Origin of the sequence: Sphingomonas sp. Mn802worker (genome assembly GCF_000382485.1) — a bacterium.
In the GTDB taxonomy this organism is placed as follows: domain Bacteria; phylum Pseudomonadota; class Alphaproteobacteria; order Sphingomonadales; family Sphingomonadaceae; genus Sphingomonas.
Genome location: NZ_AORY01000012.1, coordinates 328,221 through 350,209, shown reverse-complemented (window position 1 = coordinate 350,209; position 21,989 = coordinate 328,221). Strand labels below are relative to the sequence as shown.

The window sequence follows — 21,989 nt, the reverse complement described above, 5'->3', positions numbered from 1 at the left end:
ACGGCTTTCGCACGCAGCCCCGATGCAGACCCGACAGCTTTGTTGCTTGGCGCGCGCAACGGACCTGTTATCGCGCGCGTTTCGATCCGTTCGTCGTTCACCATCAGGAGTTCCCATGCCCGCCACCCTGCTTGCCACCAAGCGCGTCGAGAAGCCGTGGGGACGGCACACGCTCTATCCCGGCTTTCCCGATCCCGCGGCAGACGCCGAGCCGATCGGCGAGGTCTGGTTCCAGTCGCCGCACCCGGAGGAGTCGGAACTGCTGATCAAATATCTGTTCACCAGCGAGAAGCTGTCGGTGCAGGATCATCCGTCGGATGAGGAAGCGCAGAAGCGCGGCCTGCCGCGCGGCAAGGACGAATGCTGGACCATTCTCGACGCTCAAGCCGATTCAACGATCGCAATCGGGCCACTCGCACCCATGACGGCGGACGAGCTGCGGGAGAGCGCACTCGACGGGTCGATCGAGCACAAGCTCGATTGGAAGAAGGTCAAGAAGGGCGACTTCTTCTACTCGCACTCGGGCGTGATCCACGCGATCGGCGCCGGGTTGACGCTGATCGAGGTGCAGCAGAACTCGGATACCACCTATCGTTTGTACGACTATGGCCGACCGCGCGAACTGCATCTGGACGACGGTGTCGCGGTTGCCGAGCTGACCCCGTGGACGCCGCCGAGCGCGCCGGGCGAGGTCGAGCCCGGGCGCACGATCCTGGTCGAGGGGCCGAAGTTCGTGCTGGAGCGCTGGACCGGCGGCGATCGTCAGATCGATCTGCCCGAGGGAAAGACCGGCTGGCTGGTGCCGATCAAGGGTGAGGGCGTGGTCGCGGGCGTGGCGTGGAAGGCCGGCGAGTGCGTGACGGTCACCGGCGCGGAGAAGCTACACGCGTCGAGCGATGCCGACCTGTTATTCGCCTATGTCGGTGATCGTCGGCTCTGATCCGTTAGTTCACGGAGCAGAATGAAGCGGGGCGGGGTGTCGGTGCGCCCCGCCCCTTCATGTATCAGATCGCGCCGGAGAAGGTGTCGCACGCCGCCGGGTCGCCGCTTTCCATGCCCTTGCGGAGCCAGAACTGACGCTGCGCCGAGGTGCCGTGCGTGAAGCTGTCGGGGACAACGCGGCCCTGTGCCTCGCGCTGCAACGTATCGTCGCCGATCGCCTGCGCCGCGCGCATGCCTTCCTCGACGTCGCCGGGTTCAAGCCGGTCGCGGTTCTTCGCCGCCCACACGCCGGCGTAGCAGTCGGCCTGCAACTCAAGCCGGACCGATGCCGCGTTGCCTTCGGTTTCGTTGCTACTACGCTGGACCTGCTGAACCTTCTCCGACGTGCCGAGGAGGTTCTGGATGTGATGGCCGAATTCGTGCGCGACGACGTAATATTGCGCGAAGTCACCCGGCGCCTTGAAGCGATTGGTCAGCTCGTTGAAAAATCCGGTGTCCAGATAGATGTCGCTGTCGGTCGGGCAATAGAACGGCCCCATCGCGCTTTGCGCCGCGCCGCAGCCCGATTGCCCCTGTGCGGTAAAGAAGCGTAATCCCGGTGCGCGGAATTGCTGGCCCGACGCGGCGAAGATTTTTTCCCACGTATTCTCGACGTTGCTGAACGCGTTGCAGGTCGATCGCCGTTCCGGGCTGGCGTCGCAGATCTGTTGCACGCTGCCGCCGCCCGATTGCTGGCCTACCTGGCTCGACGGTGCGCTGCCGCCGCCACCGATCAGGCCACCTAGTCCGCCGAGGCCACCACCGAACACCGCGAACAGGATCAGCACCACGACGATTCCGCCGCAGCCGAAGCGGCTGCCGATCAACGGCAGTAGCCCGAACAGCAATCCCCCGCCGCCGCCGCCGCCAAAGCCGCCACGCGAGGTTGCGTCGCCGACGTCGATGTCGTTGTCGTAATCGTCGAGCCGCATCGGCCCACTCCCTGCAAATCGTTTCTGTTGCGGCATGAACCCGGTGGCGCGCTTCGGGTTGCAAGCGGCACGCGTCTGCCCGATGCAGACAGGGAGGAGACTGAGCCGATGTTCCTGCAAGGTAAGAGCGCGATCGTCACGGGATCGACGTCGGGGATCGGTCTCGCGATCGCGCGCGCGCTGGCGACGGAGGGTGCCAGCGTGATGTTGAATGGACTCGGCGATGCTGACGCGATCGAGGCGACACGGGCCGACGTGGAGGCAGCAAGCGGGGTACGCGTGCTCCACGACGCGGCCGACATGACGAGGCCCGACGAGATCGCGGCGATGGTGGCACGGTGTCACGCCGAGCTTGGCGGCCCCGATATCCTGGTCAACAATGCCGGCATCCAGCATGTCGCGCCGGTTCACGAGTTTCCGGTCGAGAAATGGGACGCGATCCTGGCGATCAACCTGTCGAGCGCGTTCCATGCGATGCGCGCGGCAGTGCCGCTGATGCGCGAGCGCGGCTGGGGCCGGATCATCACGACGGCGAGCGCACACAGCCTGGTCGCGAGCCCCAACAAGGTCGCGTATGTCGCCGCCAAGCACGGCGTCGCGGGGCTGACCAAGGCGGTCGCGCTGGAGAATGCGACGCACGGCATCACCGTCAACTGCATCTCGCCTGGCTATGTCTGGACGCCGCTGGTCGAAAGCCAGATCCCGGACACGATGACGGCGCGGGGCATGTCGCGCGAGCAGGTGATGAACGACGTGCTGCTCGCCGCGCAGCCGACCAAGGAGTTCGTAACGCCCGAACAGGTCGCCGCTTTTGCGCTGTTCCTGTGCCGCGACGAGGCAAGGGCGATCACCGGCGCCAATCTGTCCGCCGATGGTGGCTGGACCGCAGCGTGATCGCCGCGCGCCTCGCCGGCACGATCGCGATGACGGCGGCGCTATGCGGGTGCGGGGGCAGGGAGCGCACGGCGATTGCGGCGCCAAGTGAGGTTCAGCCCATCGCGGTCGAGGCGAACTGGCGTGCCCAGGTTACGGTGGCCGATCGGCGTCGACTGAGCGAGTGGCGCACCGCGTGGATCAGCGCGCTGCGTCAGGCACGCGCGGGCGGAGCGGGCGACAGGATCGACGCCGATGCCTCATTCTATGCCTTTGATGCCGCGCTGACCGACCCGGTGCCGCCAGCGGGCGATTATCGCTGTCGCACGGTGAAGCTGGGCGCGAAAACGGCAGGCGGGCCGGGCTACGTCGCTTATCCGTTCTTCCGCTGTGTGGTGTCGAAGATCGGCGGGGCGCTGACACTGACAAAGCTGACCGGATCGCAGCGCATCGTCGGCACGATCTACCCGGATGATCCGACGCGGGCGGTTTTCCTGGGTACCGTGGCGCTCGGCGACGAGCAGGGCGCGATGCGGTATGGACGCGACAATAGCCGCGACGTGGCGGGCTGGATCGAGCGGATCGGTCCCGCGCGCTGGCGGCTGGTGCAGCCTTACCCTGCGTTCGAATCGACGCTTGACGTGCTCGAACTCGTGCCTGCCTGATCGCCGCCGCTCATCGCCGCGTCGGGCTTCTTGCCCTTGATCGTGCCGGGGTCGGAGACTGGTGCGTCGATCGGGCGTACGCCGTTGATCGGCGGCAGCGTGGCGAGATAGTCCTTGCCGAGCTTCTCGACCAAGGTGACGTGCCCGACGTTGCCGCTCTCCACCGCTGAGAGGAAGCTGGTCGGCTTCTTCATCAGCTTGGGATGGTCGAGCGCTTGCAATCCGCTCGCGCGCAGCGCCTCGCGTACGAAGTGGACACAGTTGCGCTTGCCCAGATTGTAGGTGCTGTCGCCGGTCTTTTCGCTCCATCCGGCGATCAGGCGAAGGACCGCGTCGTACTGCGTGTCGGTCAGCTTGACCGAGAAGCGCGCGTGGCTGCCGTCGATGTAGTTGCGTTTCGGCGTCTCGACCCGCCCTTTCACGTTGCCGAACAATAGCGCGGGGCTGACCGACTGCGCGGTAAAACCGTAGCTGGCGTCGACCGTCGCGCCTCCGCGATCGGGGGTGCCGCGCAGGGTGAAGAAGGCATGCGGGAAGTAATTGCCGAAATCACGGTTCCAGAAGGTGATGGTGACCGCTGCCTGCGCGGGCAGCGCGCCCATGAGCAGTAGCGTCGCCGCGACTGCACCGACCAGCCGCCGCAGCACGGTGGTCACTGTGCGCCTGCATCGGAGACGGCATCGCCTGCCTTTTCCGGGCGTATGTAGATCGACGACAGGCGCGGTTCGGCCTTTTTCAGCGTCTGTTCGATCTCTTCGATCATCGTTTCGCCCTCGCCCATCGTCAGAGTGTCGTCGAAATCGGCGCTGATCGCAACGAAGATGCTGTCGGGCGCGGTGTGGATCGTGCGGACGTGGTTGACCGCCGTGATCATGGGGTGACGCGCGACCTCGTCGCGTACGCGCTGGATCACGCGCGGGTCGGCGCGCTCACCGATCAGCAGCCCCTTCGCCTCGCGTGCGAGCAATACCGCGACGATGCCGAGCACCCCGCCGATCGCGACCGAGGCATAACCGTCGATGCGCGGATCACCAAGTGCATGGCTCGCGAAAACGCCGACTGCCGCGATGAGGAGCCCGGCGAGCGCGGCCGAGTCCTCGAACAGGACGATGAAGCCGGCGGGGTCCTTCGACTGATGGATCGCCGCCCACCAGCCGAGATCGCCTTTCGCCTCCTTGAACTCGCGCCGCGCGATCCACCACGACGATCCTTCTAGCGCAAACGAGATGGCGATGACGACATAGTTGATCGTCGGATCGGTCAGTTCCTCCGGCTCGATGATGTGAAGATAGCCTTCGTAGACCGAGACGCCGGCGCCGATCGCGAAGATCAGGATCGCGACGACGAACGCCCAGAAGTACAATTCGCGGCCGTAGCCGAACGGGTGCGCCGCATCCGCGGGTCGCTTGGCGCGCTTCTGTCCGTAAAGCAGCAGGATCTGATTGCCGCTGTCCACGACCGAGTGGACGCCCTCGGTCAGCATCGAGGACGAGCCGGTGATGCCGGCGGCAACGAACTTCGCTACCGCAATCCCGAGGTTGGCGGCGAGCGCGCCGAACAGGACGATGTTTTCGCGGATGCGCGCGGTAAGATCGGACAGTGTGGTGGTTCCCGGTTCTGTTCAGGCGTGTAAACATTTATGTTGGCAAGTCGTTCACCGCCGCGTTGCGGGCCGATCGACGACGCGATAGGCCTGAACTTATGACCGTTCGCCTCACGCTTGCCGCGCTTGCGCTGTCCACCGCCGGTCTCGCTCACGCGCAGGACCGCGTGACGCCGATGACGCCGGATGTTGTCGCGTCCTACGACCAGGTGCGGCCGCAGGCGGATTACATCAAGCGCGTCGTCATGGTGCCGATGCGTGACGGAACGAAGCTCTACACCGTCATCCTTATGAAAAAGGGAACGCGGAACGGCCCGATCCTCTTGTCGCGGACGCCGTACGATGCAGCCGGTTCGACCGCACGGACCGCAAGCCAGCGGCTGGTCGACATCCTGCCGGTAATGGACGCGGAGTTCGTCGACGACGGCTATGTCCGCGTCTATCAGGACATTCGCGGGATGCATCATTCGGAAGGGCAGTTCGTGATGACGCGCCCGCTGTCGGGGCCGCTCAACTCGACTGGTATCGACGAGTCGACCGACGCCTACGACACGATCGACTGGCTGGTGAAGAACGTGCCGGAGGGTAACGGCAAGGTCGGGGTGATCGGCAGCAGCTACCTGGGTTTCACCACGCTGATGGCGGAGATCAATCCGCATCCGGCGCTGAAGGCTGCGATGCCGCAGAGCCCGATGGTCGACACCTGGATCGGCGATGACGACTTCCACAACGGCGCGTTCCGCGTCGGCACGCTCGACTATGCGGTCGAGATGAGCACCGGCCACGGCGACGCGGGCGCGAAGATCGCGCGCGGGGCGGGGGATGATTACACCACCTATTTGAACGCGGGCTCGATCGGCGATTATGCGCGCAAATGGGGGATCGAGAACTACCCCACCGTCCGCAAGGTGATAGAGAACCCGGCCTATACTGATTTCTGGTCGTTGCAGGCGGTCGACAAATGGATGGCGGCACGGCCGCTGACCGTGCCGACGATGCTGGTGGTCGGGCAATGGGATCAGGAAGACAGCTACGGCGCGCCGGCGGTCTACGACGCGCTGGAGCCGAAAGACACGGCCAGCAACATGGTGTCGCTGGTGATCGGGCCTTGGCGGCATTCGGGCGTCAACCATTATGGGTACGATCTGGGGGCGCTGACCTTCAACGGCGACACCGCGCTGCAATTTCGCCAGCGCTATATGAAGCCGTTCTTCGACCATTACCTGCGCGGCACGCCAGCGACGATCCCGCCGGTGCTAACCTACGCGACGGGGACAAACCGCTGGGAGGTATCGCCGAAATGGCCGATGGGCACGCAGACGCCGCTGTACCTCGGTGCGGACGGCAGCGCGTCGTTCACCAAGCCCGCCGCGGCCGGCAGCACCAGCTACGTGTCCGATCCCGCCAGCCCGGTGCCGTTCCTGCCACGACCGATCGACATTGGCGACGGCGACCAGTGGAAGACGTGGCTAGTGCGCGACCAGCGATTCGTCAGCGAGCGTCCCGACGTGGTCAGCTGGCAGACGGGCGCACTCGACAAGCCGGTCCACATCATGGGCGCGCCGCAGGTCAACCTGTTCGCCGCCACCAGCGGCAGCGACAGCGACTGGGTGGTCAAGGTGATCGACGTCTATCCCGACACGCTGCCTGAACCCGCGAGCCAGGGATCGAAGCCGGCGATGACCGGATACCAGCTGCCGCTCGGGATCGAGATCTACCGTGGTCGCTACGTTCACGGACGCGCGACGCCGGCGAAGCTGGTGCCGGGTAAAATCGAGAACTATCGCTTCGCGCTGCCCCACGTCGATCACGTGTTCCTGCCCAGCCACCGGATCATGGTGCAGGTGCAGTCGAGCCTGTTCCCGCTCTACGATCGCAACCCGCAGACGTTCGTACCCAACATCTTCAACGCGAAGCCCGGCGACTACAAGGCGGCGACGCAGCGCGTGACGTGGGGCGGCACGCAGGCGAGTGCGGTATTGCTGCCGATCGTCGATGATGCCACGGCGGCGCAGGTGACGGCGGCGCAGTAGCGCCGCCGTGTCGCCTCACACGCCCGCGTCGGTCAGCCGGGCGAGTTGGTCGTCACTGAGGCGCAGGTCCATCGCGGGAAGCAGGTCGTGCACCTGCTCGACGCGGGTCGCGCTGGCGATCGGCGCGGTGACGCCGGGTTGCGCGATCAGCCAGGCGAGCGCAACCTGCGCCAACGTCGCGCCAGTTTCCTTGGCCACATCGTCCATTGCGGCGAGCATCGTCTGGCCCTTGCCCGCCAGCAGGTCGGTCATGCGTTGCCCACGCACGCTCTTCTTCTGATCCTCGGCAGAGCGATACTTGCCGGTCAGGAAGCCCGAGGCGAGACCATAATAGGGCACGACGCCGATGTTGTTCTCGACGCAATAATCCTGCAACTCGCCCTCGAACTTCTCGCGGCTGACCAGGTTATATTCGGGCTGAAGCACCTGATAATGCGGCAAACCGGCGGCGCGTGCGCGCTCGATCGCCGACTTCAATCGCGCGGCACGGAAGTTGGAGGCGCCCAGCACACGGACCTTGCCCGCCTCGACCAGCTTCGCAAATGCCGCAGCCACCGCGTCCTGTGATTGCGCGTCGTCATCCTGGTGCGCGAAATAAAGGTCGATATAGTCGGTGCTGAGCCGCTTGAGCGACGCCTCGCATGCGGCGGCAATGCGCGAAGGCGCCAGTTTTTCGCCGCCTTCGCCGGGCAGCATGCCGACCTTTGTCGCGATCTGCACGCGGTCGCGCTTGCCGCTCACGCGCAGCCACTCGCCGATCATCGTCTCCGACTCACCGCCTTCATGGCCGGGAACCCAGGCGGAATAGACGTCGGCAGTGTCGATCATCGTGCCGCCGCCGTCGACAAAGGCGTCGAGCACCGCAAAGCTGGCGTCGCGGTCGGCGGTCCAGCCGAACACGTTCCCCCCAAGCACCAGCGGCGCGATCTTCAGGTCCGATGCGCCAAGGCGCCTGAGTTCGGTCACTGTTCGTTTCCCACTGCATTGCCCTCTGTGACGCCGCCTTCGTCCTCAAGCGCGACGCTATTGGCGTCCAGCATCTCGGCAGCATGGTTGAGGCGAACATCTTGGTCAGCGGTCAATTGACCCGGCTGATCCGGTGCGGAGCAGGCGGCAAGCGCCATCACCCCAATCGCCACGATCAGGCGTCGCATCAGCGCCGCATCGCGTTACCGGTGTCGGTCAGCGCCTTGCCCGTCGCGTCAGTTGCCGCGTCCGCCGTATTTGCGGTGGCGTTGCCGGCGCGATCGATCGAGTTGGCAGCGCGGTCGAGCGCGGCGTCGCTCGCGGCCTGAACGTCGTTTACCGCATTGGCCGTCGTTGCGCTGGTATCGGCAGCGACAGCGTTGGCGGCCTCCGCGCTCTCGTTCTGCGCTTTCTGGCTGCATGCGGCGAGCGATAGCGTAGCGACGGCGAGTGCGATGACGAGCTTCATGGACATACCCCTTTAACGATCGAAACGCGCAACGCTGCGGCCTCGCACTTGGCTCCGACGCAGGACTTCGTTGACCGCATATAAAGATATCTTTATATCTTCACGTGATGGACGCTGCGCTCGACATCTTCCGTGCCCTTGCCGACAGTTCGCGCTTGCGGATCGTCTGCCTGCTGCGTGCGATGGAATTGTCGGTCGGTGAGCTTGCACAGGTGTTGGGCCAAAGCCAGCCGCGCGTCAGCCGTCATGTCAAGATACTGACCGATGCCGGCCTTGCCGAGCGGCGCAAGGAAGGCAGCTGGGTGTTCGTCGCGCTGGGCGAGCAGGCGCGCGTCGCGCCTGTGCTTGCCGCGCTTGATACCTGGGAAGCCGGGTCGCCTGATCGGCAGGCGAGCGCGGACGCGGCGCGGCTGGCGGCGGTGCGGGCAGATCGCGCCGCGGCGGCGGCGGGCTGGTTCGAGAGCCACGCGCGCGAGTGGGACGCGATCCGCTCGCTCCACATCGCTGAGGAGCAGGTCGAGGCGGCGATGGTTCGCGTGCTGGCGGGCGAGCCGATCGGGCGCTTGATCGACATCGGCACGGGCACGGGCCGGATGATCGAATTGTTCGCGCGCGCGGCGACGACCGCGCTTGGGATTGATCGCAGCTCGGAGATGCTGCGGCTCGCGCGCGCCAAGCTTGGCGAGCAGGGGCTGGGCAATGCCGAGTTGCGTCAGGCCGATCTCTACGCGCTGCCGCTGGGTGACGGCGGCGCGGATGTCGCGATCCTCCACCATGTGCTCCATTTCGCGCAGCAGCCGGGTGCGGCGATCGCGGAGGCGGCGCGGGTGCTGTCGGGCGGGGGGCGATTGCTGATCGCCGATTTCGCGCCGCACGACCGCGAGGAGTTGCGGACGCAGGACGCGCATACGCGCCTGGGCTTCTCCGACGCGCAGATCGAGGGCTGGTTCGCTGCCGCCGGGCTGATGCCGGCGCGGATCGAGACACTCGAGGGCGGCGAACTCACGGTAAAATTGTGGCTTGGTCGCAAGGCGGCGGGGCGCGCGGGCGAGGTGAAGGCGGCATGAGCACGCAGGCAAGAGAATTCAGGCAGGTGAACGAAGCGGTGCTGGCGCACGACGGCCCGCTCTACGCCGATGTCGGTGGTGACGTTGATGTGAGCTTCGAATTTTCGCCGCCTAAAACCGACAAGGCGGAGGAAAACCTGTGGCAGTCGATCGCGATGCTGCAGCCGCTTGCACCCCGCTTCCTGTCGGTCACCTACGGCGCCGGCGGATCGACGCGCGACCGCACGCACGCCACTGTGGCGCGCATCGCGCGCGAGACCGACGTGCCGGCGGCGGCGCACCTGACCTGTGTCGAGGCGACGCGCGAGGAACTGGACGGGATCGCGCAGGAATATTGGGCGGCGGGCGTGCGCCACATCGTCGCGCTGCGCGGTGACGCGCCCGCGGGCGCGGAAGGCTACGCGCCGCATCCGGGCGGATATGAGAATGCGGCCGCACTGGTCGCGGGGCTGCGGCGGCTTCACCCGTTCGAGATATCGGTCGCGGCCTACCCTGAATGCCATCCCGACTCGAGCGACGCTGCGGCCGACCTCGACAACTTAAAACGCAAGATCGATGCCGGCGCGAACCGCGCGATCACGCAATTCTTCTTCGAGCCCGACACCTTCTTCCGCTACCGCGATGCGGCGGCGGCGGCGGGGATTACCGCCGAGATCGTGCCCGGCATCATGCCGATCGCGAGCGTCGCGGGCGTGATGCGGATGGCGGCGATGTGCCAGACGGACGTTCCGGCATGGCTGACGCGGTTGTTAGAGGGGCTGGACGATCGTCCGGCGGCACGGCAGCTCGTCGCGGCGACGGTCGCGGCTGAATTGTGCCGCAAGCTGTACGCTGGCGGGGTCAAGCAATTCCACTTCTACACGATGAACAAGGCAGAGCTGAGCTTCGCGATCTGTCATCTGCTGGGCGTGCGTGCTGGCGGCGCGGTGCAGGCGAAGGTGGCGGCATGAGCGTGCGCGATGTCTTCAATGCCGAGGCGGCGAAGCGCATCCTCATCACCGACGGTGCATTTGGGACCGAGATTCAGAACTGGAAGCTGTCAGAAGCCGACTATGCCGGCACGCTGTCGCTCGGCCATGACCAAAAGGGCAACAACGACATCCTCGCGCTGACAAAGCCCGAGGTGCCCGCCGCGATCCACCGCGCCTATTTCGAGGCGGGTGCGGACATCGCCGAGACCAACACTTTCTCCGCGAACCGCATCAGCCAGGCCGATTACGGCGCCGAGGGGCTTGTGCGCGAGATCAACGTCGAGAGCGCAAGGCTGGCGCGCGGGATCGCTGACGAGTTCCAGGCGCGTGACGGTCGCCCCCGCTTCGTTGCCGGCGCGGTCGGGCCGACCAACAAGACGTTGTCGCTGTCGCCCGACGTCAACGATCCCGGCTACCGCGAGATCGACTTCGATTACCTGAAGCAAGTCTACCGCGAGCAGATCGACGCGCTGGTCGAAGGTGGCGCCGATTTCGTGCTGATTGAGACGGTGTTCGATACATTGAACGCCAAGGCAGGCGTGATGGCGGCGCTTGAGGCCGGGGCGGCGCTCGGGCGCGACCTTCCGATCATGCTGTCGATGACGCTGACCGACCTGTCGGGGCGTAATCTGTCGGGGCATACGGTGGAGGCGTTCTGGCACGCGGTGCGCCACGCGCGGCCGCTGACGATCGGCCTCAATTGCTCCTTCGGCGCGGAACAGCTTCGCCCGCACGTGAAGACGCTGTCGGAGATCTGCGACACGCTGATCATGGTCTACCCCAACGCCGGACTGCCCAATGAATTGGGCGCGTACGACGAGGCGCCCGCGACGACCGCGGGGCTGGTCGGGCAGTGGGCGGAAGCGGGCCAGGTCAACGTGCTCGGCGGCTGCTGCGGCTCGACGCCGGCGCATATCGCCGCGATCGCCGAGGGCGTGCGCGGGCTCGCCCCCCGCATCGTGCCGGTCCCGGCGGTGCGCACCCGGCTCGCCGGGCTGGAGCCGTTCTTCATGGCGGCGTGATCGCGCGATTACGCTGCAAACTCAAGCCACAGACTCATGCCCCGTGAACGCGGGGGTGACAGGAACGTCATGACCAACACCTCGGCCAATTTCGTCAATGTCGGCGAGCGCACCAACGTCACCGGGTCGGCGGCGTTCAAGAAGATGATCATGGCGGGCGACTACACCCGCGCGGTCGAGGTCGCGCGTAGCCAGGTCGAGAATGGCGCGCAGGTGGTCGACGTCAACATGGACGAGGGTCTGCTCGACGCGGTCGAGGCGATGACCACGTTTCTGAAGCTGATCGCCGCCGAGCCCGATATCGCGCGCGTGCCGATCATGATCGACTCGTCGAAGTGGGAGGTGATCGAGGCCGGGTTGAAGTGCGTGTCGGGCAAACCGATCGTCAACTCGATCAGCATGAAGGAGGGCGAGGCAGCGTTCCTGCACCACGCGCGGCTGTGCATGAACTACGGCGCCGCCGCGGTCGTGATGGCGTTCGATGAGACGGGCCAAGCGGATACTCGCGACCGCAAGGTCGAGATCTGCGAACGCGCCTACAAGCTGCTGACCGACATCGGCTTTCCGCCCGAGGACATCATCTTCGACCCCAACGTGTTCGCGGTAGCGACCGGGATCGAGGAGCACAACAATTACGGCGTCGATTTCATCGAGGCTACGCGTGAGATCAAGGCGCGCTGCCCGCACGTCCATATCTCGGGCGGGCTGTCGAACCTGAGCTTCAGTTTCCGCGGCAACGAGCCGGTGCGCCGCGCGATGCACTCGGTGTTCCTCTATCACGCGATCCCTGCGGGGATGGACATGGCGATCGTCAACGCGGGGCAGCTCGACGTCTACGACACGATCGATCCCGAGCTGCGGCAGGCATGCGAGGACGTGGTGCTAAACCGCGACGCGGACGCGGGCGACCGGCTGGTCGCGCTCGCCGAGCGCTACCGCGGCACCGACGCGGTTGCGGAGAAGCAGGCGGCGGAGTGGCGCAGCCTGCCGGTCACGAAGCGGCTGGAATATGCGCTGGTGAAGGGCATCGACGCGCACGTCGTCGACGACACCGAAGAATGCCGCCAACAGTTCGCGCGCCCGATCGAGTTGATCGAGGGGCCGCTGATGGACGGGATGAACGTCGTCGGCGACCTGTTCGGATCGGGCAAGATGTTCCTGCCGCAAGTGGTGAAGTCGGCGCGCGTGATGAAAAAGGCGGTCGCGCACCTGCTGCCGTTCATCGAGGCGTCGAAGGAGCCCGGCGCAAAGGGCAAGGGGCGCGTCGTCATGGCTACCGTCAAGGGCGACGTCCACGATATCGGCAAGAACATCGTTGGCGTCGTGCTGCAGTGCAACGGGTTTGAGGTGGTCGACCTGGGCGTGATGGTGCCATGGTCGAAGATCCTTGAGGCTGCCAACGAGAACGACGCCGACATGATCGGCCTGTCTGGTCTCATCACGCCAAGCCTCGATGAGATGGTGACCGTCGCCGAGGAGATGCAGCGCGCCGAGATGACGATGCCGCTGCTGATCGGTGGCGCGACGACGAGCAAGGTGCACACAGCGCTGCGTATCGCGCCGGCGTACAAGGGGCCGGTGGTCCATGTGCTCGACGCGAGCCGTGCGGTCGGTGTCGCGACGACGCTCGTCTCCGACACGCAGCGCGACCCCTATGTCACGCAGGTCGCGGTCGATTACCAGGCGGTGCGGGACGCGCGTGAGGGCAAGGGGCAGAATGCGCTGCTGCCGCTCGCCGAGGCGCGTCGGCGCGGGTTCGCAGCCGATCTGGCGTTGAAGGCGCCAGCGGTGAAGCAGCCGGGCGTTCATGTGTTCGACGATTGGGATGTTGCCGATCTGGTCGGCTATATCGACTGGACGCCGTTCTTCCGCGCTTGGGAACTCGCCGGCACTTACCCGGCGATCCTGTCGGACGAGGTCGTCGGCGAGAGCGCGACAGGGCTGTACGAGGACGCACGCGCGATGCTCGACCGCATCGTCGCGGAGAAGTGGCTGATCGCGCGTGGCGTCGCCGGGCTCTGGCCGTGTCACCGGCACGACGACGATGTGTGGGTGCACGATCGCCACGTCGAGGCGCATCGCAGCCCTGACGGTGGCACGATCCCTCCGGGGTTCAGCGTGCCGAACCTCGACCGTCGCGACGAGCATTCCACTCGCCTACCATTCCTGCGTCAGCAGATCGCCAAGCGCGAAGGGCGTGCAAACATGTGCCTCGCCGACTTCATCGATCCCACGGGCGACTGGATCGGCGGGTTTGCGGTCGGTATTCACGGCATCGAGCCGCATCTGGCGGCGTACAAGGCCGCGCACGACGACTACAATGACATTCTGCTGAAAGCGCTGGCCGACCGGCTGGCGGAGGCTTTTGCCGAGCGGCTGCACCAGCACGTCCGTACCGATTTGTGGGGCTACGCGCCCGACGAGCAGTTGACCAACGATGCGCTGGTGCGCGAGCAATATCGCGGCATCCGCCCGGCCCCGGGCTACCCGGCGTGTCCCGAACACTCGCTCAAGCGCACGCTGTTCGACCTGCTCGACGCCGAGGCGAATGTCGGGCTGGAGTTGACCGAGAGTTTCGCGATGCTGCCGACGGCGGCGGTCAGCGGGTTCTATTTCGGTCACCCGCAGGCGGAGTATTTCGGCGTCGCACGGATCGGTGAGGATCAGCTGGACGATTATGCCGCGCGGCTCGGCGTCGACCGCGAACGCGCGACGCGGCTGTTGCGCCCGAACCTTGATTGAGCGTCGCGCGTTCGGCGTAGGATGGCGCACAAGAAGCTCAACCTGCCGACCAAGACGTGCCCGACGTGCGAGCGGCCGTTCGCATGGCGAAAGAAGTGGGAGCGCGACTGGGACAATGTCGTCTATTGCTCCGACCGCTGCCGCCGGATCGCTGCGACTGCGAGGAATTAGCAATAAATTGCATGCAATTGCAGATTTTGCATGCTGACAACGATGACATTGCACTTGCGCAGTCTGCTGCTGCGATGCACAAGGATCAGGCCTTTCAGGCATCCTCTCCTAAAAACTTTTACAGGTCGGGTATTCCCGGCCTTTTTTTTGGCCTCGCGTTGGTCTAGGCGGTCGCCTTAGCCGCAAGCCATAATAATGCGCGCAGGAGGATGTCGCCGGTCGGACCGGCGTTGCGAAGGGGGTGAGCGGCGCGCTGGCCGCTCACCCGAGTAGCCTGCGTTGCTTAGGCTTGGACGATCACACCCGCAGGTAGCGGAAATACCAAACCTCGTGTCCGTAGCGGCGTGCCTTGCGTTCGTAGCGTGTCTCGGGCCAGTCTTCCGGGCGATCGAGAAAGTCGCGCGGGCTTCGTGCCTGCCAGACGAAGTCGCGGCGCTGGTCCATGATCATCATCGCCCATCTGCAATAGATCTCGTCATCGGTGCCGAGCCGGAACTCCGCGCCGGGCTTCAGCTTCGCCGCGATCAGGTCCATCGGACCGTGGTTCATCATCCGACGCTTGGCATGGCGCGCCTTGGGCCATGGGTCGGGGTGGAGCAGGTAGACGCGGTTGAGACTGGCGTCGGGCAGCCGCTCCATCACCTCGAGCGCGTCGCCCATATGGACGCGGACGTTGTCGAGATCTTCGTCGCGAATATGGCCGAGCGCACCGACGACGCCGTTCAGGAACGGCTCGCATCCGATGAAGCCAGTGCCGGGTGCCGCCTTTGCCTGCTCGGCGAGATGCTCGCCCGCGCCGAAGCCGATCTCAACCTGCAAGGGTCGCTTGTCGCCGAACAGCCGCTCGGCGGTCAGCGCGCCATCGGTCGGCACCGCGACGCGCGGCAGCATGTCGTCGACCAGCGCGGCTTGTCCCGCGCGCAGCACATGGCCTTGCCGGCGTCCGTAGAGCCGGCGGATCGTTGTGGGATCGTTCATCTGCGCGCGCCTAACCGCTGCCGCGCGAAAACGGAACGGAGAGAAACATGCGGCGGGCAGTGGCAGCGATGTTTGCCGTGGTGTCAGCGGTCGGAGTTGCCACGATCGCTGGCGGGGTTAGCGCGCAAGATGCCTCTACGCGTTCGATCTCGATGTTCGCCGCTCCGGGCAGCAGATGGAGTGCGGCGGCGTTCGTGTGCGACGCCACCAACCGCGATCACGTTCTGGTCCTCTCCGCGCCCACCAACGGTCGTCGGGTACGATTGTGGGCCCTCGCCAAGCCCGGCCTTGCTGCGACCGGCAACGACGCGACGCTGGGCCGCGGCGACCCTGGCATGAACCAGATCTATTATCCGCTGACCGGTGGTGGCGGCGAGCAGCTCGGCTGGGTCCACGCGCTCAATCCCGCGATCGTCGAACCGGGCGCGACGACGCCCGCGGTCACGTCGGTCAAATGGGGGCAGCAGATCACCAACTGCCGCTTTGCGCCGCAAACGCGCGTGCTGGGCGTCACGCCACGCCGCTCGGTTCAGATCACCGCGACGCCCACGCGGGGCTATCTCTACCGCAGTTACAATGACGACGCGCGGCTGGCCGAAATCGAGCAGCCATGGGGCGGTCGTGACACCCACGCGTCGCTGACGATCGCGAACGGCCAGTTGTTAGAGCATCGCGGTGCGCGTAACGTCTACCACTTCACCAACAACGGCTACACCTACCGCGTCTTCGTCTCGACCGATCCGCTCCGCGGTGGCGGCGGTGTGCAGGTGCTGCGCGGCGACCGCGTGCTGATGACCGAGCCGTTCGGCGCCTATACGGCAGCGGTGCAACCCTGAACCCTGTCGCTGGTTCAACAGCGATGTCACAGCAACACGCGCCGACGCGCAGCGACGACGAGGACATTGAGGAACTTAAGGCGGCCGACGCCAAGGAACTCCATCGTGCGGTGCGCGAGGAAGGCGAAGAGGAGGTCGCCCGGCCTGCCGCCTCGCTGCTCTGGTCGGGGCTCGCCGCCGGGTTCGCGATCAACGCTTCGCTCCTGGCCGAGGGCGCGATCGAGAGCCATATCGGCGAGACACCGTGGCGCACGTTGATCGTCTCGCTCGGTTATCCGATCGGGTTCGTGATCGTGATCCTCGGGCGAATGCAGTTCTTTACCGAATCGACGATCACCGCGATGCTGCCTTTGGTGACACGGCCGTCGCTGTGGAAGCTGAAGCGAACGTTGCGGCTCTGGTTGCTCGTCATCGTCGCCAACCTTGCCGGTACAGCGCTGACCACGCTTGCGTTGACCCACCTGCCGTTGGTCGATGCGTCGTTGCGTGATGCCATGGTGAGCGTGTCGGAAGCGATCCTGAAGCACGATGCTATGGCGACATTCTGGACCGCGATCCCCGCCGGCTTCATGATTGCGTCGATCGCGTGGATGCTGCCTAACGCGCGCGAGCAGTCGTTCCTCGTCATCTTTGCGGTTACCTATGTCGTCGGCGCGACCGGCCTGAGCCACGCGGTGGTGGGCTCGGCCGAGGCGTTCACGCTGCTGTGGAGTGGGCGGATCGACGCAGCCGGCGCGCTGTTGACGAAGATCGTGCCGGCGGTGTTCGGCAATCTGGTTGGCGGGGCAGGGCTGTTCGCGGTTCTCGCGCATGGTCAGGTCAGGCCCGAGATGCCCGACCAGGGAGTCGGACATTGAGCGGCGCCTGGGCGCTGGACCGGGTCGCCAAGGCGGAGCATCGCCTGATCCAGCCGGTGCTTGCCCTTCAGGATAGTGTGCTGGTCCGTACGCTCACCCCGCTGGCGAAGCTGGCCGACGAGCGGCCGCTGATGCTGCTGAGCGGGGCCACGATGGTCGCGGGAGTGGCTGCGGGCAACGCGCGCGTGGCGCGCATGGGCGCACGGATGCTGACGGCGCACCTCTTCGCCAATGCAGCCAAGACGGTGCTGAAGAGCAGCGTCGACCGCCTGCGCCCGAACGCGGTGGACGAAGAGCCCGAAATCAAGCCCGGTAGCGGCACCGACGATGGTGCGGAAAACGCCTTCCCCTCGGGTCACACCGCCGGCGCGATCGCTGTTGCTCAGGCCGTCGCGCACGAACTGCCCGCGCTCGGCACATCCGCGCGCATCCTCGCAACGGTAGCCGGAGCGACGCAGGTGCCGCGCGGTGCCCATTACCTGACCGACGTACTTAGCGGCGCAGCGGTTGGATGGGTGTCGGAACGCGCAGCCGGCCACGTGCTCGATCGTCTTACGCGCGTAGTAGCCAAGCGCGAGCGAGCCAAGAAAAAGCCCTCCGCCACATCTGCGTAGCGGAGGACCATTCGACGTTCGGACCAGATCAGATCAGGCGACAGCAGCCTTTAGCTGGTCGACCAAATCGGTTTTCTCCCAGGTAAAGGTGTTGCCCTCGGGCTCGCGCCCGAAATGACCATAGGCGGCGGTCTTCGAATAGATCGGCGCGTTGAGCTTCAGATGCTCGCGGATGCCCTTCGGGGTCAGTCGGACGAGCTTGGGCAGCGCCTGCTCCAATGCTGCCTCATCGACCTTGCCGGTGCCGTGCAGGTCGACATAGACCGACAGCGGCTCGGCGATACCAATCGCGTAGGAAAGCTGGATCGTGCAGCGCTTCGCCAGACCCGCCGCAACAACGTTCTTGGCAAGGTAGCGCGCGACATAGGCGGCCGAGCGGTCGACCTTGGTCGGGTCCTTGCCGCTGAACGCGCCGCCGCCATGCGGGGCCGCACCGCCATAGGTGTCGACGATGATCTTGCGACCCGTCAGCCCGGCGTCGCCATCGGGACCGCCGATCTCGAACGTGCCGGTCGGATTGATGTAGAGCGCGGTGTCGTCGGAGACGAACCCCTCGGGCAGCACATCGGTGAACACGCCCTTCACGTAATCACGCAGCTCGGCATATTTTGTCGCGTCGGCATGGTCGCCGATCTCGCAATAGCCCTGCTTGTGCTGCGTGGAGACGACCAGCGCGGTCGCCTTGACCGGCACGCCGTTCTCGTAATGCAGCGTGACCTGGCTCTTCGCATCGGGTTCAAGGAACGGAGCGGCGCCGGAATGGCGGTCGGCGGCCATGCGCTCAAGAATCTTGTGGCTGTAATACAGCGTGGCCGGCATCAGGCCCGGCGTTTCGTCGGTGGCGTAGCCGAACATGATGCCTTGGTCGCCCGCGCCCTCGTCCTTGTTGCCGCTTTCATCGACGCCCTGCGCGATGTGCACCGACTGGCCATGAAGGTTGTTCGAGAAGTCGAACGTCTGCCAGTGGAAGCCGTCCTGCTCGTAGCCGATGCGGCGGACCGTCTCGCGCACGGTGCGCTCGATCTCTTCCTCGATGCCGGGCGCCCAGGCGTCGTTCTCATACACGCCCTTGCCGCGGATTTCGCCCGCCAGCACGACCTTGTTGGTCGTGGTCAGCGTTTCGCACGCGACGCGCGCCTGCGGATCCTTTGACAGGAACAGATCGACGATCGCGTCGGAAATCTGGTCGGCGACCTTGTCGGGGTGGCCCTCGGACACGGACTCAGAGGTGAACAGGAACGACTGGCGCATGATAGCTCCGCAACAGATAACGATATAAAGATAGCTTTAAGTCACCTCCTATCGCGCACGACGACGCAGGACAAGGGCCGCGGCGATCAGCAGCGCGGCGACGACCGCCGCCATCCAGTTGCCGACGTGCGAGAACAGCGTCGGAGCCGCCGGTGCCGGCAGCGCCGCCTCGATCGCGCCAGCCTTCATGTGCGGAACAGTTGCGAGCAGCGCACCATCGGCGGCGATCACCGCCGAGATGCCGTTCGGGGTCGCGCGCACGATCGGCAGCCCTTCCTCGATCGCGCGCATTCGTGCCTGCGCCAGATGCTGCGGCGGTCCCCAGCGTCCGAACCAGGCGTCGTTCGACGGATTGAACAACAGCCTTGGACGATGCTTGGGGTCGATCACTTGCCCTGAGAAGATAATCTCGTAGCAAATCTGCACCCCGATTGCGCCGAAGGCGGCCGTGTCGAGCGTGCGCGGGCCGGGGCCGGGCAGAAAGTCGACGTCACCCGGCACTAGCCGCGCAAGGCCGAGCGGTTTGAGCAGCCACGGCATTGGCAGGTACTCGCCGTAGGGCACCAGATGCGCCTTGTCGTAGCGCACCGCGATGCGTGCGTCGGGCGTGATCGCGAAGACTGAGTTGTAACCCGACGCGATGTCGCCATCGGACTTGAAGTTGAGCGCGGTGCCACCGATCAGCAGCAGGTCGCGCGGGCCGAGCAACGCCGCCATCCGCTCGCGTATCACGTAGGGGCTGCGATTGCCGTAGACCCAGAGCGGATAGCCATCCTCGACGAAGTCGCGCACGACGCCTTCGGGCCACAGCACCAGCCGCGGCGCAGTGCCGGGGCGTCCCGATAGCGCGGACAGCCGTCGCAGCATCATCTCGCCGTCGCTCTCGCCGCGTTCGTCCTGCGCGACGTTGGGCTGGACGACGACGAGGCGCGCGGTGGTGGGGCCAAGCGGCGCCGGAGCCTCGCGATAGCTCAGCGCCTGTGCCACGAGCAGCGCCGCGATCACGCCGCCACTCGCCGCAAGGCGCGCGCGGCGTGGTAAAACGAGCATCGATCCCGCAAGCGCGATCGTCAGATCGGACAGTCCATAGGTGCCGACCCACCGCGACAGCATCGCAACAGGCTGCACCGGTACCCAGATGACGCCAAGCGGGTCCCAGGCGTAGCCGGTGAATAGCCAGCTTCTTACCCACTCGGTCGCGCTCCATGTCGCGGCGAACAGCAGTACCCAGCCGAAATCGATGCGCCGGACACGCACTCGCCAAGCGATCCCGGCCGCGACCATCGGGAACACCGCGAGGTAAAGCGCGAGTGCGAGCGGCGCGACGTAACCGAGCACCGGCGGCATCTTGTCCTGGAAATCAAAGGCGTGCTGGAACCAGTTGTCGTTGATCGTGAAGTGTCCGACACCGAACACCCAGCCGCGCCACAACGCCGCCTTCCACGTCGGCGCGTCGTGCACCAGCCACATCCACACGGCGAAACAGCCGAGCGTCAGCGGCCATAGTTGCAGCGGCGCGAACCCGCACGCCGCCACCGCGCCGAGAATCAACGCGGTGAGCGCGGGGTAGCGGGTGAACAGGTGAGACAAGCCGGCTTCCTTGGATCGCCGCAGGACCCACGGCTCGCGGCTGTTTGAGCGAGCGCGGTCGAGCGCACAAGCGCGACGTGCGTGCAACAAACGGGTAGCGCTCGCCACGAGACGCCGTATCATACGGGCATGACACTCAGGCCGTTCCACCTTGCCTTTCCGGTCCACGACCTTGCCGCCGCGCGCGCCTTCTACGCGGGCGTGCTCGGCTGCGATGAGGGTCGATCAAGCGCCGAGTGGATCGATTTCGACCTGATGGGGCATCAGATCGTCGCGCACCTCGATCCCGCAGCGAAGCCGGTCGCGGTCGAAAATGCGGTGGATGGCCACCACGTGCCGGTGCCGCATTTCGGCGTCGTGCTGACGATGACCGACTGGCACGCGCTCGCCGACCGCGTCGCGGCGGCCGGCGTCACGTTCGACATCGAACCGCACGTTCGCTTCAAGGGACAGGTCGGGGAACAGGCCACAATGTTCTTCCGCGATCTGTCGGGCAACGCGCTGGAGTTTAAGGCGTTCGCCGATGACGCCATGCTGTTCGCGACCGAGGAGGTATCCGCATGACCCAGCCGATCGAAGTCGACCTGCCGCACCGGCTGGGCAAGGCTGCCGCCAAGCAGCGGATCGAAGGCGGGTTCGGGAAACTCGCCGGCTTCATCCCCGGGGGTCATGTCGCCGAGCATCAGTGGAGCGGCGACACGCTCAACTTCGTGGCGGAAGGAATGGGACAGCGCGTTGCGGTGCGGCTCGACGTCGGCGACAGCAACGTGCACGCCTCGTTCGAGCTGCCCGGCTTCCTCGCCATGTTCGGCGACCAGTTGCGTGCCAAGCTGCAGAAGGAAGGCCCGAAGCTGCTCGAGTAGAAGATTGCCTCCACAACGGAGCTACGCGCAACGAAGGTTAGGCTGACCCGCTTTGTTCGAGAAGGGGTTGTCTATCGTATGCGTAACATCATGGTTCCGGTGCTTGATGCGCCGGCTATTTCTACGGTCGAGCCAAGCCTTGAGACTGCCGCGCTGGTGATGCTTCACCGCGATGTGCTCGAGTCGATCCGGCTGACGATCATGAGGTGCGCGCACTCGAGCTGCGCATCGTGCCATGAGCTTGCTGCCGTTCTAGACGATTACCTGATTGATTGACCTTGATCGTCACGAAGGCGTTTGCGCAGGTCCAAGCGACGCTTGATCAACGCAGCGCAAAAGACGATCGGTACGACACCGATCAGCGAGGCGGTGGCAAAGCCTAGCGACGCGCCTAGCTGATCGACCGCCGCATATTGCGTCGCCTTGGCGACGGCGACAGTAGTTCCGATGAAGAGCACGGCGTCGGCGCCCCGACGCAGCGCCGCGACCACGTCGCTCGCCACCG

24 protein-coding genes are annotated in these 21,989 nt (G+C 65.7%); 14 read left to right on the top strand and 10 right to left on the bottom strand.

Going from position 1 to position 21,989, the window contains the following annotated elements; all coding sequences use genetic code 11:
* Positions 1–115: 115 nt before the first annotated feature.
* Positions 116–940: a class I mannose-6-phosphate isomerase gene (locus tag SMN802W_RS0111690; RefSeq protein ID WP_019517096.1), complete on the top strand. Its 825-nt coding sequence runs from the start codon at positions 116–118 to the stop codon at positions 938–940.
* A 64-nt stretch (positions 941–1,004) separates the two neighbouring features.
* On the opposite strand, the gene ypfJ is transcribed toward SMN802W_RS0111690, so the two are convergent.
* Positions 1,005–1,913: a KPN_02809 family neutral zinc metallopeptidase gene (gene ypfJ, locus SMN802W_RS0111685; RefSeq protein ID WP_019517095.1), complete on the bottom strand. Its 909-nt coding sequence runs from the start codon at positions 1,911–1,913 to the stop codon at positions 1,005–1,007.
* Between the two features lie 108 nt (positions 1,914–2,021).
* Between ypfJ and SMN802W_RS0111680 the strand changes: the two genes are divergently transcribed.
* Entirely contained in the window at positions 2,022–2,807 is a 786-nt protein-coding gene (locus tag SMN802W_RS0111680) for a 3-hydroxybutyrate dehydrogenase (protein ID WP_019517094.1), read from the top strand.
* Complete coding sequence (locus SMN802W_RS0111675) at positions 2,804–3,451, top strand: DUF4893 domain-containing protein (protein WP_019517093.1); 648 nt, start codon at positions 2,804–2,806, stop codon at positions 3,449–3,451. The genes SMN802W_RS0111680 and SMN802W_RS0111675 overlap by 4 nt, the downstream gene beginning before the upstream one ends.
* Here the strand turns inward: SMN802W_RS0111675 and SMN802W_RS18590 are convergent.
* Together SMN802W_RS18590 and SMN802W_RS0111665 are read right to left on the bottom strand one after the other, a co-directional pair.
* Positions 3,400–4,107 carry a hypothetical protein gene (locus SMN802W_RS18590; protein ID WP_019517092.1) on the bottom strand — a complete coding sequence of 236 codons (708 nt, stop codon included), beginning with the start codon at positions 4,105–4,107 and terminating at the stop codon, positions 3,400–3,402. The genes SMN802W_RS0111675 and SMN802W_RS18590 overlap by 52 nt on opposite strands.
* Positions 4,104–5,051 (bottom strand): cation diffusion facilitator family transporter, encoded by a 948-nt coding sequence (locus SMN802W_RS0111665; RefSeq protein WP_026326049.1) that lies wholly within the window; start codon positions 5,049–5,051, stop codon positions 4,104–4,106. The genes SMN802W_RS18590 and SMN802W_RS0111665 overlap by 4 nt, the downstream gene beginning before the upstream one ends.
* Before the next feature lie 101 nt (positions 5,052–5,152).
* Between SMN802W_RS0111665 and SMN802W_RS0111660 the strand changes: the two genes are divergently transcribed.
* The gene (locus SMN802W_RS0111660) at positions 5,153–7,087 is read left to right on the top strand and encodes a CocE/NonD family hydrolase (protein ID WP_019517090.1); all 1,935 of its coding nucleotides are present in this window, start codon (positions 5,153–5,155) and stop codon (positions 7,085–7,087) included.
* A gap of 15 nt (positions 7,088–7,102) precedes the next feature.
* On the opposite strand, the gene SMN802W_RS0111655 is transcribed toward SMN802W_RS0111660, so the two are convergent.
* From SMN802W_RS0111655 to SMN802W_RS0111645, 3 genes are read right to left on the bottom strand one after another with little or no spacing between them, the layout of a single operon-like run.
* Complete coding sequence (locus tag SMN802W_RS0111655; RefSeq protein ID WP_019517089.1) at positions 7,103–8,053, bottom strand: aldo/keto reductase; 951 nt, start codon at positions 8,051–8,053, stop codon at positions 7,103–7,105.
* Positions 8,050–8,241, bottom strand: a complete 192-nt coding sequence (locus SMN802W_RS0111650) for a hypothetical protein (RefSeq protein WP_019517088.1) — start codon at positions 8,239–8,241, stop codon at positions 8,050–8,052. Before SMN802W_RS0111650 ends, SMN802W_RS0111655 begins: the two co-directional genes overlap by 4 nt.
* Positions 8,241–8,522, bottom strand: coding sequence for a hypothetical protein (locus tag SMN802W_RS0111645; RefSeq protein ID WP_019517087.1), 282 nt, complete (start codon positions 8,520–8,522; stop codon positions 8,241–8,243). The genes SMN802W_RS0111650 and SMN802W_RS0111645 overlap by 1 nt, the downstream gene beginning before the upstream one ends.
* A 107-nt stretch (positions 8,523–8,629) precedes the next feature.
* On the opposite strand from SMN802W_RS0111645, the gene SMN802W_RS0111640 reads away from it, so the two are divergent.
* The 5 genes from SMN802W_RS0111640 to SMN802W_RS17955 all read left to right on the top strand — a co-directional run bounded on the left by SMN802W_RS0111640 (position 8,630) and on the right by SMN802W_RS17955 (position 14,495).
* Complete coding sequence (locus SMN802W_RS0111640) at positions 8,630–9,589, top strand: ArsR/SmtB family transcription factor (RefSeq protein WP_019517086.1); 960 nt, start codon at positions 8,630–8,632, stop codon at positions 9,587–9,589.
* Positions 9,586–10,539, top strand: a complete 954-nt coding sequence (gene metF, locus SMN802W_RS0111635; RefSeq protein ID WP_037523981.1) for a methylenetetrahydrofolate reductase [NAD(P)H] — start codon at positions 9,586–9,588, stop codon at positions 10,537–10,539. The genes SMN802W_RS0111640 and metF overlap by 4 nt, the downstream gene beginning before the upstream one ends.
* Positions 10,536–11,582 (top strand): homocysteine S-methyltransferase family protein, encoded by a 1,047-nt coding sequence (locus tag SMN802W_RS0111630; RefSeq protein ID WP_019517084.1) that lies wholly within the window; start codon positions 10,536–10,538, stop codon positions 11,580–11,582. Before metF ends, SMN802W_RS0111630 begins: the two co-directional genes overlap by 4 nt.
* Before the next feature lie 69 nt (positions 11,583–11,651).
* Positions 11,652–14,324, top strand: a complete 2,673-nt coding sequence (metH, locus tag SMN802W_RS0111625) for a methionine synthase (protein ID WP_019517083.1) — start codon at positions 11,652–11,654, stop codon at positions 14,322–14,324.
* A gap of 21 nt (positions 14,325–14,345) precedes the next feature.
* Entirely contained in the window at positions 14,346–14,495 is a 150-nt protein-coding gene (locus tag SMN802W_RS17955) for a DUF2256 domain-containing protein (protein WP_019517082.1), read from the top strand.
* 297 nt (positions 14,496–14,792) lie between these two features.
* Here the strand turns inward: SMN802W_RS17955 and trmB are convergent, their stop codons facing one another.
* Positions 14,793–15,473 (bottom strand): tRNA (guanine(46)-N(7))-methyltransferase TrmB, encoded by a 681-nt coding sequence (trmB, locus tag SMN802W_RS0111610; RefSeq protein ID WP_019517080.1) that lies wholly within the window; start codon positions 15,471–15,473, stop codon positions 14,793–14,795.
* 152 nt (positions 15,474–15,625) lie between these two features.
* On the opposite strand from trmB, the gene SMN802W_RS0111605 reads away from it, so the two are divergent.
* From SMN802W_RS0111605 to SMN802W_RS16955, 3 genes are read left to right on the top strand one after another with little or no spacing between them, the layout of a single operon-like run.
* On the top strand, positions 15,626–16,309 hold the full coding sequence (locus tag SMN802W_RS0111605; RefSeq protein ID WP_019517079.1) for a hypothetical protein: 684 nt from the start codon (positions 15,626–15,628) through the stop codon (positions 16,307–16,309).
* Positions 16,310–16,332: 23 nt separating this feature from the next.
* The gene (locus SMN802W_RS0111600) at positions 16,333–17,166 is read left to right on the top strand and encodes a formate/nitrite transporter family protein (protein WP_019517078.1); all 834 of its coding nucleotides are present in this window, start codon (positions 16,333–16,335) and stop codon (positions 17,164–17,166) included.
* On the top strand, positions 17,163–17,780 hold the full coding sequence (locus tag SMN802W_RS16955) for a phosphatase PAP2 family protein (RefSeq protein ID WP_019517077.1): 618 nt from the start codon (positions 17,163–17,165) through the stop codon (positions 17,778–17,780). Before SMN802W_RS0111600 ends, SMN802W_RS16955 begins: the two co-directional genes overlap by 4 nt.
* A gap of 33 nt (positions 17,781–17,813) precedes the next feature.
* Here SMN802W_RS16955 and metK read toward each other — a convergent pair whose 3' ends face one another.
* Positions 17,814–19,031: a methionine adenosyltransferase gene (gene metK, locus SMN802W_RS0111590; protein WP_019517076.1), complete on the bottom strand. Its 1,218-nt coding sequence runs from the start codon at positions 19,029–19,031 to the stop codon at positions 17,814–17,816.
* A gap of 48 nt (positions 19,032–19,079) precedes the next feature.
* Positions 19,080–20,621 carry an apolipoprotein N-acyltransferase gene (lnt, locus tag SMN802W_RS0111585; protein WP_019517075.1) on the bottom strand — a complete coding sequence of 514 codons (1,542 nt, stop codon included), beginning with the start codon at positions 20,619–20,621 and terminating at the stop codon, positions 19,080–19,082.
* A 129-nt stretch (positions 20,622–20,750) separates the two neighbouring features.
* On the opposite strand from lnt, the gene SMN802W_RS0111580 reads away from it, so the two are divergent.
* Positions 20,751–21,185: a VOC family protein gene (locus SMN802W_RS0111580; protein ID WP_019517074.1), complete on the top strand. Its 435-nt coding sequence runs from the start codon at positions 20,751–20,753 to the stop codon at positions 21,183–21,185.
* Complete coding sequence (locus SMN802W_RS0111575) at positions 21,182–21,484, top strand: polyhydroxyalkanoic acid system family protein (RefSeq protein WP_019517073.1); 303 nt, start codon at positions 21,182–21,184, stop codon at positions 21,482–21,484. Before SMN802W_RS0111580 ends, SMN802W_RS0111575 begins: the two co-directional genes overlap by 4 nt.
* Positions 21,485–21,744: 260 nt before the next feature.
* Here the strand turns inward: SMN802W_RS0111575 and SMN802W_RS0111565 are convergent, their stop codons facing one another.
* Positions 21,745–21,975 carry a hypothetical protein gene (locus tag SMN802W_RS0111565; protein ID WP_156818853.1) on the bottom strand — a complete coding sequence of 77 codons (231 nt, stop codon included), beginning with the start codon at positions 21,973–21,975 and terminating at the stop codon, positions 21,745–21,747.
* Positions 21,976–21,989: the final 14 nt, after the last annotated feature.

Coding starts and splice junctions, on each gene's coding strand:
- SMN802W_RS0111690 (WP_019517096.1), top strand. CDS start 116: ATGCCCGCCACCCTGCTTGCCACCAAGCGCGTCGAGAAGCCGTGGGGA.
- SMN802W_RS17955 (WP_019517082.1), top strand. CDS start 14,346: ATGGCGCACAAGAAGCTCAACCTGCCGACCAAGACGTGCCCGACGTGC.
- SMN802W_RS0111630 (WP_019517084.1), top strand. CDS start 10,536: ATGAGCGTGCGCGATGTCTTCAATGCCGAGGCGGCGAAGCGCATCCTC.
- metH (WP_019517083.1), top strand. CDS start 11,652: ATGACCAACACCTCGGCCAATTTCGTCAATGTCGGCGAGCGCACCAAC.
- SMN802W_RS0111605 (WP_019517079.1), top strand. CDS start 15,626: ATGTTCGCCGCTCCGGGCAGCAGATGGAGTGCGGCGGCGTTCGTGTGC.
- SMN802W_RS0111650 (WP_019517088.1), bottom strand. CDS start 8,241: ATGCGACGCCTGATCGTGGCGATTGGGGTGATGGCGCTTGCCGCCTGC.
- SMN802W_RS0111600 (WP_019517078.1), top strand. CDS start 16,333: ATGTCACAGCAACACGCGCCGACGCGCAGCGACGACGAGGACATTGAG.
- SMN802W_RS0111680 (WP_019517094.1), top strand. CDS start 2,022: ATGTTCCTGCAAGGTAAGAGCGCGATCGTCACGGGATCGACGTCGGGG.
- SMN802W_RS0111580 (WP_019517074.1), top strand. CDS start 20,751: ATGACACTCAGGCCGTTCCACCTTGCCTTTCCGGTCCACGACCTTGCC.
- SMN802W_RS0111575 (WP_019517073.1), top strand. CDS start 21,182: ATGACCCAGCCGATCGAAGTCGACCTGCCGCACCGGCTGGGCAAGGCT.
- ypfJ (WP_019517095.1), bottom strand. CDS start 1,913: ATGCGGCTCGACGATTACGACAACGACATCGACGTCGGCGACGCAACC.
- SMN802W_RS0111660 (WP_019517090.1), top strand. CDS start 5,153: ATGACCGTTCGCCTCACGCTTGCCGCGCTTGCGCTGTCCACCGCCGGT.
- metF (WP_037523981.1), top strand. CDS start 9,586: ATGAGCACGCAGGCAAGAGAATTCAGGCAGGTGAACGAAGCGGTGCTG.
- SMN802W_RS0111645 (WP_019517087.1), bottom strand. CDS start 8,522: ATGAAGCTCGTCATCGCACTCGCCGTCGCTACGCTATCGCTCGCCGCA.
- metK (WP_019517076.1), bottom strand. CDS start 19,031: ATGCGCCAGTCGTTCCTGTTCACCTCTGAGTCCGTGTCCGAGGGCCAC.
- trmB (WP_019517080.1), bottom strand. CDS start 15,473: ATGAACGATCCCACAACGATCCGCCGGCTCTACGGACGCCGGCAAGGC.
- SMN802W_RS0111640 (WP_019517086.1), top strand. CDS start 8,630: ATGGACGCTGCGCTCGACATCTTCCGTGCCCTTGCCGACAGTTCGCGC.